16 protein-coding genes and 1 CRISPR repeat array are annotated in these 17,463 nt (G+C 37.5%); of the genes, 14 read left to right on the forward strand and 2 right to left on the reverse strand.

The window, feature by feature from the left end:
* Positions 1-54: 54 nt before the first annotated feature.
* The 6 genes from serB to ACT170_RS10155 all read left to right on the forward strand — a co-directional run bounded on the left by serB (position 55) and on the right by ACT170_RS10155 (position 10,303).
* On the forward strand, positions 55-702 hold the full coding sequence (gene serB, locus ACT170_RS10130) for a phosphoserine phosphatase SerB (RefSeq protein ID WP_410536907.1): 648 nt from the start codon (positions 55-57) through the stop codon (positions 700-702).
* 332 nt (positions 703-1,034) lie between these two features.
* Positions 1,035-5,126, forward strand: coding sequence for a type II CRISPR RNA-guided endonuclease Cas9 (gene cas9 / locus ACT170_RS10135; RefSeq protein WP_410536908.1), 4,092 nt, complete (start codon positions 1,035-1,037; stop codon positions 5,124-5,126).
* Entirely contained in the window at positions 5,126-5,995 is an 870-nt protein-coding gene (gene cas1, locus ACT170_RS10140) for a type II CRISPR-associated endonuclease Cas1 (protein ID WP_410536910.1), read from the forward strand. Before cas9 ends, cas1 begins: the two co-directional genes overlap by 1 nt.
* Positions 5,992-6,336 carry a CRISPR-associated endonuclease Cas2 gene (cas2, locus tag ACT170_RS10145; protein WP_045772201.1) on the forward strand — a complete coding sequence of 115 codons (345 nt, stop codon included), beginning with the start codon at positions 5,992-5,994 and terminating at the stop codon, positions 6,334-6,336. Before cas1 ends, cas2 begins: the two co-directional genes overlap by 4 nt.
* Positions 6,326-6,985: a type II-A CRISPR-associated protein Csn2 gene (gene csn2, locus ACT170_RS10150; protein ID WP_045772202.1), complete on the forward strand. Its 660-nt coding sequence runs from the start codon at positions 6,326-6,328 to the stop codon at positions 6,983-6,985. Before cas2 ends, csn2 begins: the two co-directional genes overlap by 11 nt.
* Before the next feature lie 321 nt (positions 6,986-7,306).
* Positions 7,307-9,981: a CRISPR direct-repeat array (repeat unit 36 nt; unit sequence GTTTTAGAGCTGTGTTGTTTCGAATGGTTCCAAAAC).
* Between the two features lie 82 nt (positions 9,982-10,063).
* Complete coding sequence (locus ACT170_RS10155) at positions 10,064-10,303, forward strand: hypothetical protein (protein ID WP_155198199.1); 240 nt, start codon at positions 10,064-10,066, stop codon at positions 10,301-10,303.
* A gap of 36 nt (positions 10,304-10,339) precedes the next feature.
* On the opposite strand, the gene ACT170_RS10160 is transcribed toward ACT170_RS10155, so the two are convergent.
* Together ACT170_RS10160 and ACT170_RS10165 are read right to left on the reverse strand one after the other, a co-directional pair.
* Entirely contained in the window at positions 10,340-11,230 is an 891-nt protein-coding gene (locus ACT170_RS10160; RefSeq protein ID WP_225745335.1) for a DMT family transporter, read from the reverse strand.
* 116 nt (positions 11,231-11,346) lie between these two features.
* On the reverse strand, positions 11,347-11,712 hold the full coding sequence (locus ACT170_RS10165; RefSeq protein ID WP_037601648.1) for a hypothetical protein: 366 nt from the start codon (positions 11,710-11,712) through the stop codon (positions 11,347-11,349).
* Positions 11,713-11,959: 247 nt separating this feature from the next.
* Between ACT170_RS10165 and ACT170_RS10170 the strand changes: the two genes are divergently transcribed.
* The 8 genes from ACT170_RS10170 (at position 11,960) to tnpA (ending at position 17,340) form a co-directional block, all read left to right on the forward strand.
* Positions 11,960-12,325 (forward strand): OsmC family protein, encoded by a 366-nt coding sequence (locus ACT170_RS10170; protein ID WP_037598323.1) that lies wholly within the window; start codon positions 11,960-11,962, stop codon positions 12,323-12,325.
* Positions 12,326-12,418: 93 nt separating this feature from the next.
* Complete coding sequence (locus ACT170_RS10175) at positions 12,419-12,802, forward strand: PaaI family thioesterase (protein WP_022496322.1); 384 nt, start codon at positions 12,419-12,421, stop codon at positions 12,800-12,802.
* A gap of 13 nt (positions 12,803-12,815) precedes the next feature.
* Positions 12,816-13,790 carry a GyrI-like domain-containing protein gene (locus tag ACT170_RS10180; RefSeq protein WP_444818276.1) on the forward strand — a complete coding sequence of 325 codons (975 nt, stop codon included), beginning with the start codon at positions 12,816-12,818 and terminating at the stop codon, positions 13,788-13,790.
* Entirely contained in the window at positions 13,791-14,522 is a 732-nt protein-coding gene (locus ACT170_RS10185) for a pseudouridine synthase (RefSeq protein WP_148512839.1), read from the forward strand.
* Positions 14,523-14,603: 81 nt separating this feature from the next.
* The gene (locus ACT170_RS10190) at positions 14,604-14,732 is read left to right on the forward strand and encodes a DUF4044 domain-containing protein (protein ID WP_002884629.1); all 129 of its coding nucleotides are present in this window, start codon (positions 14,604-14,606) and stop codon (positions 14,730-14,732) included.
* Positions 14,733-14,826: 94 nt separating this feature from the next.
* The gene (obgE, locus tag ACT170_RS10195; RefSeq protein WP_002884694.1) at positions 14,827-16,140 is read left to right on the forward strand and encodes a GTPase ObgE; all 1,314 of its coding nucleotides are present in this window, start codon (positions 14,827-14,829) and stop codon (positions 16,138-16,140) included.
* A gap of 377 nt (positions 16,141-16,517) precedes the next feature.
* Positions 16,518-16,715: a hypothetical protein gene (locus tag ACT170_RS10200; RefSeq protein WP_002884415.1), complete on the forward strand. Its 198-nt coding sequence runs from the start codon at positions 16,518-16,520 to the stop codon at positions 16,713-16,715.
* A 151-nt stretch (positions 16,716-16,866) separates the two neighbouring features.
* On the forward strand, positions 16,867-17,340 hold the full coding sequence (gene tnpA / locus ACT170_RS10205; RefSeq protein ID WP_002891962.1) for an IS200/IS605 family transposase: 474 nt from the start codon (positions 16,867-16,869) through the stop codon (positions 17,338-17,340).
* Positions 17,341-17,463 lie beyond the last annotated feature (123 nt).

Here is a 17,463-nt window from a genome sequence, read left to right on the forward strand (position 1 = left end):
ATTTGAATTAAATCTAGTGAAGGCTTATATAGACATCGAAGAATCGAGGTAATTATGTCAGAAGTTAAAGGTTTATTAGTTATGGACGTAGATTCTACGCTAGTCCAAGAAGAAGTTATTGATTTATTGGGAGAAGAAGCAGGCGTTGGTCAAAAGGTTGCTGAAATTACAGAGCGTGCCATGCGTGGAGAATTGGATTTTAGACAGGCCTTGAATGAGCGTGTGGCGACCCTCAAGGGATTGCCAGAGAGTATATTTGACAAGGTCTACGCTCGTATTCATTTCAACAAGGGAGCCAAGGAACTTGTAGATGAACTCCACGCCCGTGGCTTTAAGGTAGGCTTGGTTTCTGGAGGTTTCCATGAGACTGTGGATAGACTAGCAATTGAAGCAGGAATCGATTATGTTAAGGCTAATCACCTAGAGGTGGTTGACGGTGTCTTAACTGGTAAGGTCTATGGTGACATTGTCACCAAAGATGTCAAGGTAGCCAAACTCAAAGATTGGGCAGCAGAAAATGGTCTCGAACTCTCGCAAACCATTGCTATGGGTGACGGTGCTAATGATTTACCTATGATTAAGACAGCTGGTATCGGCATCGCCTTTTGTGCCAAACCAATTGTTCGCGAACAAGCTCCCTACCAAATCACAGAACCAGATTTGTATAAGGTAATCGAGATTTTGGATGAGGTCAAGAAATAGTAGATATATAAATAGTCCTTTGGAATCATCCAAAGGACTATTTGTATACCAAAAAAGCACCGAATCGGTGCCACTTTCTCAAGTTGAATACGGACTAAGCCTTATTTTAACTTTGCTGTATTGTTTCGAATGGTTTCAAAGCGTTTTTATTATATAGCTTTGTAACCAATATGTCAATATACTACAGAGTAAGGTAATAAAAAATTATTTTCTTAATCATAAGACTTTAACTCTGTACTATTAAATAAGTAGTTCTATCAGGTGTTGAAATGTTCTTTAATAAGTGTATAATATTTTCTATAAATTAAGATTTTTCAAATAAGGAGAAAAGCATGACTAAGCCATACTCAATTGGACTTGATATTGGGACGAATAGTGTTGGATGGGCTGTAATAACTGATGATTACAAGGTTCCATCTAAAAAAATGAAAGTCTTAGGAAATACGAGTAAAAAGTATATCAAAAAGAACCTGTTAGGTGCATTACTCTTTGACTCTGGAATCACAGCAGAGGGAAGAAGATTGAAGCGTACTGCAAGAAGACGTTATACTAGACGACGTAATCGTATCCTTTATTTGCAGGAAATTTTTAGCACAGAGATGGCTACATTAGATGATGCTTTCTTTCAAAGACTTGACGATTCATTTTTAGTTCCTGATGATAAACGTGATAGTAAGTATCCGATATTTGGAAATTTAGTAGAAGAAAAAGCCTATCATGATGAATTTCCAACTATCTATCATTTGAGGAAATATTTAGCAGATAGTACTAAAAAAGCAGATTTGCGTCTAGTTTATCTTGCATTGGCTCATATGATTAAATATAGAGGTCACTTCTTAATTGAAGGAGAGTTTAATTCAAAAAATAATGATATTCAGAAGAATTTTCAAGACTTTTTGGACACTTATAATGCTATTTTTGAATCGGATTTATCACTTGAGAATAGTAAACAACTTGAGGAAATTGTTAAAGATAAGATTAGTAAATCAGCAAAGAAAGATCGTATTTTAAAACTCTTTCCTGGGGAGAAGAATTCGGGTATTTTTTCAGAGTTTCTAAAGTTGATTGTAGGAAATCAAGCTGACTTTAAGAAATATTTTAATTTAGACGAAAAAGCCCCTTTACATTTTTCTAAAGAAAGCTATGATGAAGATTTAGAGACTTTGTTAGGTTATATTGGAGATGATTATAGTGATGTCTTTCTCAAAGCAAAGAAACTTTATGATGCTATTCTTTTATCAGGTATTCTGACTGTAACTGATAATGGGACAGAAGCACCTCTTTCTTCTGCTATGATAATGCGATATAAAGAACACGAAGAAGATTTAGCGTTACTAAAGGCATACATAAGAAATATTTCGCTAGAAACTTATAATGAAGTATTTAAAGACGACACCAAAAACGGTTATGCTGGTTATATTGATGGAAAAACAAGTCAGGAAGATTTCTATGTACATCTAAAAAAACTATTGGCTGGTCTTGAAGGTGCGGACTATTTTCTTGAAAAAATTGATCGAGAAGACTTTTTAAGAAAGCAACGCACATTTGATAATGGTTCAATACCATATCAGATTCATCTTCAAGAAATGAGAGCAATTCTCGATAAGCAAGCTAAATTTTATCCTTTCTTGGCTAAAAATAAAGAAAGAATCGAGAAGATTTTAACCTTCCGAATTCCTTATTATGTAGGTCCACTTGCGAGAGGGAATAGTGACTTCGCTTGGTCAATAAGAAAACGAAATGAAAAAATTACACCTTGGAATTTTGAGGACGTTATTGACAAAGAATCTTCGGCAGAGGCTTTTATTAATCGAATGACTAGTTTTGATTTGTATTTGCCAGAAGAGAAGGTACTTCCAAAGCATAGTCTCTTATACGAAACTTTTACTGTATATAATGAATTAACAAAAGTTAGATTTATTGCCGAAAGTATGAGAGATTATCAATTTTTAGATAGTAAGCAGAAGAAAGATATTGTCCGACTTTATTTTAAAAATAAAAGGAAAGTTACTGATAAGGATATTATTGAATATTTACATGCAATTGATGGATATGATGGAATTGAATTAAAAGGCATAGAGAAACAGTTTAATTCTAGTTTATCTACTTATCACGATCTTTTAAATATTATTAATGATAAAGAGTTTTTGGATGATAGTTCAAATGAAGCGATTATCGAAGAAATTATCCATACTTTGACAATTTTTGAAGATAGAGAGATGATAAAACAACGTCTTTCAAAATTTGAGAATATATTCGATAAATCCGTTTTGAAAAAGTTATCTCGTAGACATTATACTGGCTGGGGTAAGTTATCTGCTAAGCTTATTAATGGTATTCGAGATGAAAAATCTGGTAATACTATTCTTGATTACTTAATTGATGATGGTGTTTCTAACCGTAATTTCATGCAACTTATTCACGATGATGCTCTTTCTTTTAAAAAGAAGATAAAGAAAGCACAAATTATTGGTGACAAAGATAATATTAAACAGGTCGTTCAGGCTTTGCCAGGAAGTCCTGCGATTAAAAAAGGGATTTTACAAAGCATAAAAATTGTAGATGAATTAGTTAAAGTTATGGGAAGAAGACCTGAGTCAATTGTTGTTGAGATGGCTCGTGAAAACCAATATACCAACCAAGGTAAATCTAATTCTCAACAACGCTTGAAACGTTTAGAAGAATCTCTCAAAGACTTAGGTAGTAAGATACTTAAGGAAAATATTCCTGCAAAACTTTCTAAAATAGACAATAACGTACTTCAAAATGATCGACTTTATTTGTATTATCTTCAAAACGGAAAAGATATGTATACCGGAGAAGAATTAGATATTGATAGATTAAGTAATTATGATATTGATCATATTATTCCTCAAGCCTTTTTGAAAGATAATTCTATTGACAATAAAGTACTTGTTTCATCTGCTAGCAACCGTGGTAAATCAGATGATGTTCCTAGCTTAGAGGTTGTCAAAAAAAGAAAGACACTTTGGTATCAATTATTGAAATCAAAATTAATTTCTCAACGAAAATTTGATAATCTGACAAAAGCTGAACGGGGAGGATTGTCACCTGAGGACAAAGCTGGTTTTATTCAACGCCAGTTGGTAGAAACACGTCAAATAACAAAACATGTAGCTCGTTTACTTGATGAGAGATTTAATAATAAAAAAGATGAAGATAATAAAACGTTACGAACAGTAAAAATCATTACCTTGAAATCTACCTTAGTTTCTCAATTTCGTAAGGATTTTGAACTTTATAAAGTTCGTGAAATCAATGATTTTCATCATGCTCATGATGCCTATTTGAATGCTGTTGTGGCAAGTGCTTTACTGAAGAAATACCCTAAACTAGAGCCAGAATTTGTGTATGGTGACTACCCAAAATACAATAGTTTTAGAGAAAGAAAGTCAGCTACAGAAAAGGTATATTTCTATTCAAATATCATGAATATCTTTAAAAAATCTATTCCTTTAGCTGATGGCACAGTTATTGACAGACCAATTATTGAAGTAAATGAAGAGACAGGTGAATCCGTTTGGAATAAAGAATCTGATTTAGCAACTGTAAGGAGAGTACTTTCTTATCCGCAAGTAAATGTTGTGAAGAAAGTTGAAGTACAGTCAGGAGGATTTTCTAAAGAGTTAGTACAGCCACATGGTAATTCTGACAAGTTGATTCCTAGAAAAACGAAGAAAATGATTTGGGGTACAAAAAAATATGGTGGATTTGATAGTCCTATTGTTGCTTATTCTGTATTGGTTATGGCAGAAAGAGAGAAAGGAAAGTCTAAGAAGTTAAAACCAGTTAAGGAGTTAGTTGGTATAACTATTATGGAAAAAGAGTCTTTCGAAAAGAACACAATAGATTTTCTTGAAAGAAGAGGACTCCGAAATATCCAAGATGAAAATATCATACCATTACCTAAGTTCAGTCTATTTGAATTAGAGAATGGAAGACGTAGATTATTAGCAAGTGCTAAAGAGCTACAAAAGGGTAATGAGTTTATTCTGCCTAACAAATTGGTTAAACTACTTTATCATGCAAAAAATATCCATAATACTCTAGAACCAGAACATCTAGAATATGTAGAAACTCATCGGGCAGATTTTGGGAAAATCCTTGATGTTGTATCAGTTTTTTCTGAAAAATATATTTTGGCAGAAAAAAATTTGAAAAAGATAAGAGAAATCTATCATACAAATATGGATGCTGAGATTGATGAGTTGGTTATTTCCTTTATCAATTTGTTGACATTTACTTCGATTGGGGCACCAGCCACTTTTAAATTCTTTGGACATAATATTGAAAGAAAACGATATTCATCTGTTGCTGAAATTCTAAACGCCACACTTATTCACCAATCTGTTACAGGCCTCTATGAAACACGAATAGACCTTGGCAAACTAGGAGAGGATTAATGGCGGGTTGGAGAACAGTAGTCGTAAACACACATTCTAAACTGTCATATAAGAATAATCACCTTATTTTTAGAAACTCATATAAAACTGAGATGATTCATCTTTCTGAGATTGATATACTTTTATTGGAAACTACTGATATTGTACTAACCACTATGTTAGTAAAGAGATTAGTTGATGAAAATATTCTTGTTATTTTCTGTGATGATAAACGATTGCCGACAGCTTTTCTTACACCGTATTATGCACGTCATGATTCTAGTCTACAAATAGCTAGACAAATTTCTTGGAAAGAAGATGTTAAATGTGAAGTATGGACGGCTATTATTGCACAAAAGATATTGAATCAGTCCTACTATTTGGGAGAATGTTCCTTCTTTGAGAAATCTCAATCAATTATGGAGTTATATCATGGTTTAGAACAGTTTGATCCTAGTAATCGTGAGGGTCACTCTGCCAGAATTTATTTTAATACACTTTTCGGAAATGACTTTACTAGGGAAAGTGATAATGATATCAATGCAGCGCTAGATTATGGTTATACTTTATTATTGAGTATGTTTGCACGTGAGGTTGTCGTCTGTGGTTGTATGACACAAATTGGTTTAAAGCATACTAATCAGTTTAATCAATTTAACCTTGCTAGTGATATTATGGAGCCATTTAGACCAATTATAGATAGAATTGTTTATCAAAATCGACATAAGAATTTTGTCAAAATCAAGAAAGAACTCTTTTTGATTTTTTCAGAAACCTATCTCTACAATGGAAAAGAGATGTATTTATCAAACATTGTTAGTGATTATACAAAAAAAGTTATAAAAGTGTTAAATCAGTTAGGTGAGGAAATTCCTGAATTTAGAATATGAGTTATAGATATATGCGAATGATATTAATGTTTGATATGCCAACAGATACTGCTGAAGAGAGGAAAGCGTATCGTAAGTTTAGGAAGTTCCTATTAAGTGAAGGTTTTATTATGCACCAGTATTCGGTTTATAGTAAACTTTTGTTAAACAATACCGCAAATACAGCAATGATTGGACGACTTAAGGCTAATAATCCTAAAAAAGGAAATATAACAATATTAACAGTTACTGAAAAGCAATTTGCTCGTATGATTTATTTGTACGGAGATAAGAACACCAGTGTTGCCAATTCAGACGAAAGGTTAGTGTTCTTAGGAGAAGATTATTGTGATGAAGATTAATTTTTCGCTTTTGGATGAGCCTATGGAGATTAGCCAGGGGACAGTTCTCGTAATTGAGGATGTGAGTGTGTTTGCTCAAATAGTTAAGGAATTCTATCAGTATGATGAACAATCGAATTTAACAATATTTGATAGTAAAATAAGGAGTATAAAGTCCTCTGAATTACTTTTAATAACAGATATTTTAGGTTACGATATTAATACTTCTCAGGTATTAAAGTTGCTTCACACAGATATTGTAAGCCAGTTGAATGATAAACCAGAAGTTAGATCAGAAATAGATTCTTTGGTATCATTAATTACTGATATTATCATGGCAGAGTGTTTAGAAAATGAACTAGATATAGAGTATGATGAGATTACACTTTTAGAACTAATTAAATCGTTAGGTATCAGAATCGAAACTACGTCTTGTACGGTTTTTGAAAAAATATTTGAGATTTTACAGATTTTCAAATATTTAGTTAAAAAGAGAATTTTGGTGTTCGTCAATAGTTTGTCGTATTTTTCTAATGATGAAATTTATCAAATCTTGGAATATACAAAGTTATTACAAGCTGATGTATTATTTTTGGAACCTAGAAAGATTAAAGGTATTCAACAATTTATTTTGGATAAGGATTACATTTTGATGCCTTATAATAACTAGTAATTTGGTAATAAGTATAGATAGTCTTGAGTTATTTCAAGACTATCTTTTAGTATTTAGTAGTTTCTACATGAAGTTGAGTGGAAGAATCATTTTGTTAGAGTGTAGATTATAAGCTATCTGATAGGTGAGAAGGTAAGTTGATTGGAATAAGATTTCTAAAATTTTTTCGATATAGCGACAGCTCTATTTGTTAAAACGTTGTTATATAAGGCTTTTTAAGGTATAATAAACATAAAAAATGGAATCATTTTGAAGCTGAAGTCAGGCTGAGATGAATAGCGCGATTACGAAATCTGGTAGAGAAAAATGACCTACGAGGTTTTAGAGCTGTGTTGTTTCGAATGGTTCCAAAACTTTTTTCGTATTAGAAGGAGTATATAAACAGTTTTAGAGCTGTGTTGTTTCGAATGGTTCCAAAACTGCAGAAGACGATGACGTTGCTTATTTCGAGTTTTAGAGCTGTGTTGTTTCGAATGGTTCCAAAACTGGACAATCGGAGTTACTGCTGTAACTATCGTTTTAGAGCTGTGTTGTTTCGAATGGTTCCAAAACGTAAGTCACGCCAGCTTGCATGTAGAGCCTGTTTTAGAGCTGTGTTGTTTCGAATGGTTCCAAAACACGTCTCTAATATAGTTATTTAGATTGTTAGTTTTAGAGCTGTGTTGTTTCGAATGGTTCCAAAACAAGCAAAAGGTGAGAAGCAACGCCGTCACAGTTTTAGAGCTGTGTTGTTTCGAATGGTTCCAAAACGTGTTTGTTTCTTGCCAAATGCTATAGGGTGTTTTAGAGCTGTGTTGTTTCGAATGGTTCCAAAACACTCCACGCTGAAATCTATAAATAGAGACAGTTTTAGAGCTGTGTTGTTTCGAATGGTTCCAAAACTGCGTTCGTTTTCCTCGTATGGTGTCCATAGTTTTAGAGCTGTGTTGTTTCGAATGGTTCCAAAACTCGCTCCAGTTTGGCAATTTGGGGGTTAGAGTTTTAGAGCTGTGTTGTTTCGAATGGTTCCAAAACAGCCTTCATAGGTAGACGCCGCCCTTTTATGTTTTAGAGCTGTGTTGTTTCGAATGGTTCCAAAACTAAGCTACAATATAGACCTCGTTTAGCAATGTTTTAGAGCTGTGTTGTTTCGAATGGTTCCAAAACAGAATGTAAACCCGCATTTCAAATCGGTTGTTTTAGAGCTGTGTTGTTTCGAATGGTTCCAAAACTACCACCCTAGCCGTAGCAGTGAGCTAGCGGTTTTAGAGCTGTGTTGTTTCGAATGGTTCCAAAACGCTTATGGGAGCTTATAAGTTAAGTGGTTTGTTTTAGAGCTGTGTTGTTTCGAATGGTTCCAAAACAAGTTACTAGCGAATGAATTGCGAGATTCTGTTTTAGAGCTGTGTTGTTTCGAATGGTTCCAAAACGTTACGTCCTTCATGTTCTATCCCTTTCGTGTTTTAGAGCTGTGTTGTTTCGAATGGTTCCAAAACAAATTCAAAGAGTAAGAATCCCACCGAAGGGTTTTAGAGCTGTGTTGTTTCGAATGGTTCCAAAACAAAGCTTTTTATAACGTTTATCCCAATCCTGTTTTAGAGCTGTGTTGTTTCGAATGGTTCCAAAACTGATAAATCAAGCATTTAGATATTTATCGAGTTTTAGAGCTGTGTTGTTTCGAATGGTTCCAAAACCTTACCATAGCAAGTCCAGCTCCTGCCATTGTTTTAGAGCTGTGTTGTTTCGAATGGTTCCAAAACAAACCTCCAAAATGATTTCACTATATCTATGTTTTAGAGCTGTGTTGTTTCGAATGGTTCCAAAACCGATAGCTATGACTGTCGCCCAAAAAGCTAGTTTTAGAGCTGTGTTGTTTCGAATGGTTCCAAAACTGACACGCATGACCGTCGTTATTATTGGATGTTTTAGAGCTGTGTTGTTTCGAATGGTTCCAAAACTATCACTGTGTAAATGCATGGCGACAACGAGTTTTAGAGCTGTGTTGTTTCGAATGGTTCCAAAACTAGAATGATTGCTAGGGAATGACCCCCACAGTTTTAGAGCTGTGTTGTTTCGAATGGTTCCAAAACCCACGGCATTGTCTGCCTTGTGGATTACCAGTTTTAGAGCTGTGTTGTTTCGAATGGTTCCAAAACCTTAAACCTTGCAAGGCTGCTTTAAGCCCTGTTTTAGAGCTGTGTTGTTTCGAATGGTTCCAAAACTGAGAATTGGACTTATAAGTTCACTGAAGAGTTTTAGAGCTGTGTTGTTTCGAATGGTTCCAAAACAGGAATAATAAAAGTATAAAACAAGAAAGGGTTTTAGAGCTGTGTTGTTTCGAATGGTTCCAAAACTAATCTAGTGACTACCCTAATTAAGACATTGTTTTAGAGCTGTGTTGTTTCGAATGGTTCCAAAACTTCGTTTGGCAATGTCAAAGAAGGCGAACTGTTTTAGAGCTGTGTTGTTTCGAATGGTTCCAAAACTTGGTTGATAGAGGTCATGAGCTTAGCCATGTTTTAGAGCTGTGTTGTTTCGAATGGTTCCAAAACTGCTAGGCGTGTAGCTAGAACGGTTTATGAGTTTTAGAGCTGTGTTGTTTCGAATGGTTCCAAAACTACGATTTCTTATATTATGTCAACAGATAAGTTTTAGAGCTGTGTTGTTTCGAATGGTTCCAAAACAGCACACGCTGATAGCCGTCTGATATAGCGGTTTTAGAGCTGTGTTGTTTCGAATGGTTCCAAAACTGCAAGTGCAAACTTCGAGAATATCCACGCGTTTTAGAGCTGTGTTGTTTCGAATGGTTCCAAAACAAGTCAGTTAGTGAGAAAACCATCAGAAGAGTTTTAGAGCTGTGTTGTTTCGAATGGTTCCAAAACTTCCAAAATGTTACCCCCCTATTAGAAAACGTTTTAGAGCTGTGTTGTTTCGAATAGTTCCAAAACATAGGTATTATATGTCCACTTCTCGTTTTAGTTTTAGAGCTGACTTGTTTCGAATGGTTTCACTCCCTCTTTATAACGATTTTCGGTTGACTTCTCTTCAAACGAATCTTATCATAGAGGAGTATAGTATTGAAATGGGGGAAGAGACATGTTATACGAATATCCAGCGATTTTTCACACGATTGAGGAAGGTTATCAAATTAGTTTTCCTGATTTTGGTCGTGGCATTAGGGCAGATTCTTTACCTCTTGCCATGACAAAAGCGTCTGTGTTCTTATCACATATTATTAAGGGGTATGGAGATAAGGCTTTACCTGAGCCGACTGCGGTAAGCAGCATTCCTAATGAGGAAGAACTCGTCGTGTTAATCCAAACAGAGCTTGATTAAGACTAAAAACTCTCGGAAGATTAATTCCCGAGAGTTTTAGGTTTTATTGGCCACATAGACGCCCAAGACGACTAAAATTCCTGCAAAAATTTGTAAATACGAGAAGGGTTCTCCTAAGACGACGACAGCCGCTAGAATTGAGATAATTGTCGAAATCCCAATAAAGGATGCTGTTCTGTTAACCCCGATATTTGCGATGGCAAAATTTGATAGAAGATAGCCCAGAACACTGCATCCCAAGCCTTGATAAAGGATGGTGATAGTGAATTTTGGATTGATTACAGGGAGTAGCAAGAGCTCTTTCAAATCGCCTGCTAGAAAGCCTTGGCTGAGTGCAAAGAGTCCGAATGTCAGGCAACCACTGGCAAGCATAAAATAAGTAATCTCAAGGCTACTGAATTGACTAGCCCTTTCAACATCAACGCAATACAGGGCGTAGGAGACAACTGCTAGACCTAGAATCAAGTAGCCCACCAGGGAGAAGTCGGTAGAACCGCCAGCAGCAAAGACAGCCATGATGATACCGACGAGGGTGGTGATGACACCGACCACCTGCCAACGGCTGGGCCATTCTTTTAAAATAAGGCTAGACATGATAAGGGCAACGACTGGGATGCAGGCGAGAAAGGCTCCACTTTCAGAAGCCGTCGTCATACGAATGCCAATCGTTTCACAGATAAAATAGATTATCGGATTGAGGATGGCAATACGTGTCAGAGGTTTAAGATTTCTACCGTTAATTGTTATCCGACGTCGACTGATGAGAAAATAGAGGTTAATAAAAAGGAAGGCTGTGACAAAACGCCAAGAGATTAAAGCCAGGTCACTGACCTGTGCTGTAATAGATTTGGTAAAGATAAAACTGAGCCCAAAGAGAATCTCACAAGTCGCTGCAGCCAAACATCCTAAGATGATTTTATTTTTCATTGTCTCACCTCCTGAATTTGGATTTCCACGCCTATTATAGCACGTTCAGGAAGCGTTTACATCAATCTAAATCTAAAAAAATAGACTAGCAGAATAGCTAGCCTTTTTTATCTTATTTAGTTACCAATTGAGACAGTTCCGTCTGATCCGACTTTGACGTTTGTACCGTCTTGGCTATTAACATCGACTGAACCATCTTGACCAACTGTTGCGCTGTTACCTTCGCTATCGTTAGCTTCTACAGTGTTATTGCCGTTTGTTTTTGCTGAGTTAGCGTTTCCGTCGCTGACTTCAGATGATCCATCTTTGTTGACTTTTACTGAAGCACTTGAATCAGTTGAAGAAGATTCTTTGGTCACCTTGCTTGATGATGGTGCTGAAGATGATGAGTCAGTTTTGTCTTTAGAGTTGCCACATGCTGCTAAGGTCAACAAGGCAAGAACTGAGACAGAGGCTAAAGTTAATTTAGAAAATGTTTTCATAATAGTCTCCCTTTTTTCTTAGTAAATTCATTTTAAATGAAAAACCATAATTTTAAAAGCGCTTCCAGTCGTTTTTACTCAACTGTAACCCCTTGGTAATATCAGTGTTGTACAAGACTAATCTATTGGAAAATAAGAGCTGATAACCCTTACGCTTTCTGTTTTTTTGATAGATATTTCAAATCGTTCAGCTCGGTCCTTAGCCCTCTCTTTGTTATAATAATAAAAAATAGATTGAGGTGACATGATGTATCAAACAACAATTAAAGGTGACAAACGATTCCATTCACTTTCAGAGGGGTATGGAGCACCTGTGGAACTTTTTGGCTATACGGAAGATGGGGAAACACCTATGAGCCTGGTGAATATTGCTTTGGCTTCTTGTGTGACCATGTGTCTACAGAGTTATTTTGCCAAGTATCAGGGAATTGAGGAGCTTGCTATTCAGGTTGATTCCAACTATGAAGAAGGGCATTTCACACTTGCGATTCATTTACCTAAGGATCTGATTTTGGAAAATGAACAAGAACTCTTGGCTTTTGTGGATAATTATTGTCGAGTGAAGAAGCTTTTTCGTGAAGATATTAAGGTTGATATTAGCTTAGCCAAATAAGCTTATTATCCTTTATGAACTTCGTGTTATACTAGTAGATAAAGACGTGTCATTTCACTAGGTGTGGAATGAGCAACGATAGGAGGGCTTGCTATGGAAGACAAACTACATGAGATCCGTGTATTTGAGAATTTTCAAGAAGAACTATTTGAAACGGGACATGTTATCGTGACAACTAAGGTAGTCGAGAAGTCCCTGAATTATTTTGGTAATGCTCATGGGGGATATCTGTTTACGCTTTGTGATCAGGTCGCAGGGCTCGTGGCCATTTCAACAGGTGACTATGCGGTGACGCTTCAGTCTAATATCAATTATCTCAAGGCAGGGCATTTGTCTGACCAACTCAAGATTGAGGGATTGTGTGTTCATAATGGAAAGACGACTAAGGTGGTGGAAGTTGTCATTACTAATCAGGAAGAGAAAATTCTTACAAGGGCTACATTTACCATGTATGTGACAGGCTCGGTCGAGGAATAGAAAAGGAGCGTTTATGTCAGATTTTCAAACCATGGATGACTTTGCGGTCTTTGTTAATGACTACCTGACACCAAACCAACTGGGCGTTCAAGCATATTCCTATGCATCTGACCAGCAGGAGCTCTCTCTTCTGGTGACCATTGACGATTATGAGATGATGTGTCGTTGGCATGCTGTCTGGACTTTTTCAGGTTTACACCAGGCCTTCTTTCAGTCTGTAATGGACACTGACAACACCTTTTCAATTGATAGTGATAGCTTGGCTATGAAGGTGCGTTTAAGGAATCAAGAGCTCTTGTTTCAAGCAAAGGGGCTTGAGATGGTGGTTGTCGATTTGCCTGAGCCCCTTTTTCGTTTAGCTGATGTGTCTTTTAACGAAGGAGGAAAGCACTTTACCTACCTTTGTGAAGATCAAAGTGTCACAGCAGAAGATTGGGTATTGGTTCCTATAGGTTCAGGTAATGCTGAAAAAGAAGCATTTGTAGAAAAGATTTCTTATGTCCTAGCGGATGAGGTTCCAGTTGAACTGACAAAGCTGAAGAAGGTGATTCAAAAGCTGGATTTAGTAACTGTTCGTTATGATGTGAAGGTTGTTCGAAAGGGATTTTTGAGTTTTTCAGGGATGGCTTTTGAAGGCGAGGAACTAGGTAAGCCAACAGACTTCCTTTGGGTACCCTTTTTGGCAGAACAAGATGATTTGGCTGTTCCTACCTATGGTATTCGGATCAATGATGGCAGTCGTAAGACTTATGTAACAGCCTTGGCTGGTGAGGATGATAGTATGGAAATGATTGCTCTTGCACCGGCTACTTATGCGGTTTTTAAACTTAGAGGGCCTGCAACAGCAGCAGTTTGGGAGAGTTTTCATTATGCTAAGAAACATTTTGAAATGATTGCTCAGCCAACTGTAGAGGTTTATCCACCAGGGAATCGTCAGGCTGAAGATTATGAGATGGAAGTTTGGATTCCAATAAAGGAGGAAGTATAGATGCGTCTGGATAAGTTTTTGGTTGATTGTGGTGTTGGTAGTCGCAGTCAAGTCAAGACCTTTCTCAAAAAGAAGCAAGTGACCGTAAATGGTCAGGTGGAGACGTCACCTAAGACTCAGATTGATGAGAATCAAGACCAGATTGCTTTTCAAGGTCAAGCATTAACACACGAGACCTTTGTTTACTATCTTTTAAATAAGCCTCAGGGTGTCATTTCAGCGACGGAGGATGCCCGTCACAAGACAGTACTTGATTTACTGGATGATACAGCTAGACATAAGCAGGTCTTTCCTGTTGGACGTTTGGATATTGATACTCACGGTCTCTTGCTTTTGACCAATAATGGCGATTTAGCTCACGCTATGCTGTCTCCAAAGAAACATGTTGATAAGATTTATCAGGCTAAGGTTGATGGAATCATGGATCAGGAGGATATTCTGGCTTTTGAAAAAGGAATTGAACTCAAAGATCACACTTGCCAACCAGCTAAACTAGAGATTATTTCAGTAGATAGGGCTACTGGGACTAGCCTGGTTCAGATTACCATTGCTGAAGGGAAATTTCATCAGGTTAAGCGTATGGTAGCAGCTTGTGGTAAGGAAGTGACAGAGTTACAACGTCTAAGTATGGGGCCTTTAAGCCTGCCCAATGATTTAGAAGTCGGTGCTTGGCGACGTTTGACCGAGGAGGAGTTGGAAGCTTTAACGGTTTTTGGAATTCCTTTGGCTTAAGCTAGTCTAAGAGTTGCGAAATAGGCAGATTTTTGTTACTATTATTGTGAAATATTAGAAGAAAAAACGAGGTAAATTCAAGTGGCATTTGGAGATAACGGACCACGTAAGAAATCATTTTTTGAACGTCTAACAGTGTTGGTCGTTTTGATTATGCTATTAGTAACAGTTGGGGCATTGATTTTCCAAGCAGTCGCAGCTGTCCTTTAAGACGCTATCAAGCGTTTTTTTGTGTATGTCGGAAATTCTTTCGTTTGTGATTGAATTTGTACATGGCATACAAATCAGAAAGAGAGAAATATAGATGAGTATGTTTTTAGATACAGCCAAGATTAGTGTCAAAGCTGGTCGTGGTGGTGACGGGATGGTTGCCTTCCGTCGTGAGAAATATGTACCCAATGGCGGTCCTTGGGGCGGTGACGGTGGTAAGGGTGGCTCAGTCATTTTCAAGGTTGACGAAGGTTTGCGTACCCTTATGGATTTCCGTTATAATCGTAAATTCAAGGCTAAGAATGGCGAAAAAGGGATGACCAAGGGAATGCACGGACGAGGTGCTGAAGACCTCATCGTTAGTATCCCGCCTGGTACGACAGTTCGTGATGCTGAGACAGGCAAGGTTATTACTGATATGGTTGAGGATGGACAAGAGTTTGTCATTGCTCACGGTGGTCGTGGTGGACGTGGAAATATCCGCTTTGCGACACCTCGTAACCCTGCTCCCGAAATCGCTGAAAATGGTGAACCAGGTGAAGAGCGTGAACTTCAATTGGAATTGAAGATTTTAGCTGATGTTGGTTTGGTTGGTTTCCCATCTGTTGGTAAATCAACAATCCTCAGTGTGGTAACCGCAGCAAAACCAAAGATTGGTGCCTATCACTTTACGACAATCGTTCCTAACTTGGGGATGGTTCGTACCAAGTCAGGTGAGAGCTTTGCCATGGCTGACCTTCCAGGATTGATTGAGGGGGCTAGCCAGGGTGTTGGTTTGGGAACACAGTTTCTTCGCCACATTGAGCGTACACGTGTTATCCTTCATGTGATTGATATGTCAGCGAGTGAAGGACGTGATCCTTACGAGGATTATCTTCAAATTAACAAAGAGTTGGAAACTTACAACCTTCGCTTGATGGAACGACCACAAATTATTGTGGCTAATAAGATGGACATGCCCGGGGCTGAGGAAAACTTGAAAGAGTTTAAGGAAAAATTGGCTGCTAACTATGATGAATTTGATGAGTTGCCACAAATTTTCCCAATTTCAAGTTTGGCTCACCAAGGTTTGGAAAATCTCTTGGAAGCTACTGCAGAATTGCTTGATGAGACAGATGAATTCTTGCTTTATAGCGAAGACGATATGGAACAAGAAGAAGTTTACTACGGCTTTAACGAGGATGAACGTCCATTTGAAATTAGCCGTGACGATGACGCTTCATGGGTACTTTCTGGTGAGAAACTTGAAAAACTCTTTGTTATGACCAACATGGAACGTGACGAATCTATCATGAAATTTGCACGTCAATTGCGTGGTATGGGAGTTGATGAAGCGCTTCGTGAACGTGGTGCTAAGGATGGCGACATCGTTCGTATCGGCAACTTCGAGTTTGAGTTTGTGGATTGACGTTGAAAGACTCTCTAAGTGCTGAAGCACTTGCTATTCTACGGCAGCCGCTATGGCTGACTGCCTATCAACCTCACTAACTGCGTAAAGTCGGTATAATCGACCGACTTTCCTTCGTGTCGTAACCGAGCAAGACTCTCTAAATGCTGAAGCACTTGATAGTCTACGGCAGCTGCTATGGCTGACTGCCTATCAACCTCACTAACTACGTAAAGTCGGTATAATCGACCGACTTTCCTTCGTGTCGTAACCGAGCAAGACTCTCTAAGTGCTGAAGCACAAGATAGTCTAGGCCAGTCGCTATGGCGGTCTGCCAAGCAACCTTACTAACTACGTGAAGTTGGTGAATTTAAAAATATTGAAATAAGAGGTTTACAATGGGAGATAAACCGATATCCTTCAGGGATAAAGATGGAAATTTTGTTTCTGCGGCCGATGTTTGGAATCCAAAGAAACTTGAAGAACTCTTTACGCGCTTAAATCCTAACCGAAAACTCCGTCTTGAGCGTGAACGCTTGGCAAGGGAAGAAGCAGCAAAACACCCTGAACTAAATGAAGAAACAGAGCAAGTCTAGCACTTGCTCTGTTTTTCTTGTCTCTCGAAAACCACTAGCTGTGCTAGTGGTTCCGAAAAGCTTTTAGCGATGTATCAAAAAAGTCCCCCTAAAGTGTTATATTAGATAAGGTTTCCCGACCACTAACTAATATACAAAAGGAGGACCCCTGATGAGACAGGATAATAATAGTTTAGCACATACTACATGGAATTGTAAGTATCATATTGTTTTCGCCCCAAAATATAGACGTCAGATAATTTATGGGAAATACAAAGCAAGTATTGGTCAAATCTTACGGTTATTATGTGAAAGAAAAGGTGTTGAAATTCATGAAGCAGAAGCTTGCCCAGATCATATTCACATGTTAGTGAGTATACCACCGAAACTAAGTATTTCTTCATTTATGGGATATTTAAAGGGTAAAAGTAGCTTAATGATATTCGACCGACATGCTAATTTAAAGTATAAATATGGGAATCGCAAATTTTGGTGTCGAGGCTTTTATGTTGATACGGTTGGGCGAAATCAGAAGCGAATTGAAGAATATATTCGTAATCAATTACAAGAAGACGTGATAGCAGATCAGCTCAGTCTTTTTGAGGAATATGATCCGTTTACAGGTGAGAAGAATAAAAGAAAGTAATCTTAAAGAGACCCGCTAGACGGGTCAGCTAGCAAAGGTGGTGCTGAAGGGAAACCATTCGGTAGGCCTTTAGGCCTCGGCCGGTAGCAGAGGCTTTCAGCCGAAGAGCAAGCCACCCGTTCT

This window comes from Streptococcus sp. cx1 (assembly GCF_052384325.1).
GTDB lineage: Bacteria > Bacillota > Bacilli > Lactobacillales > Streptococcaceae > Streptococcus > Streptococcus salivarius_G.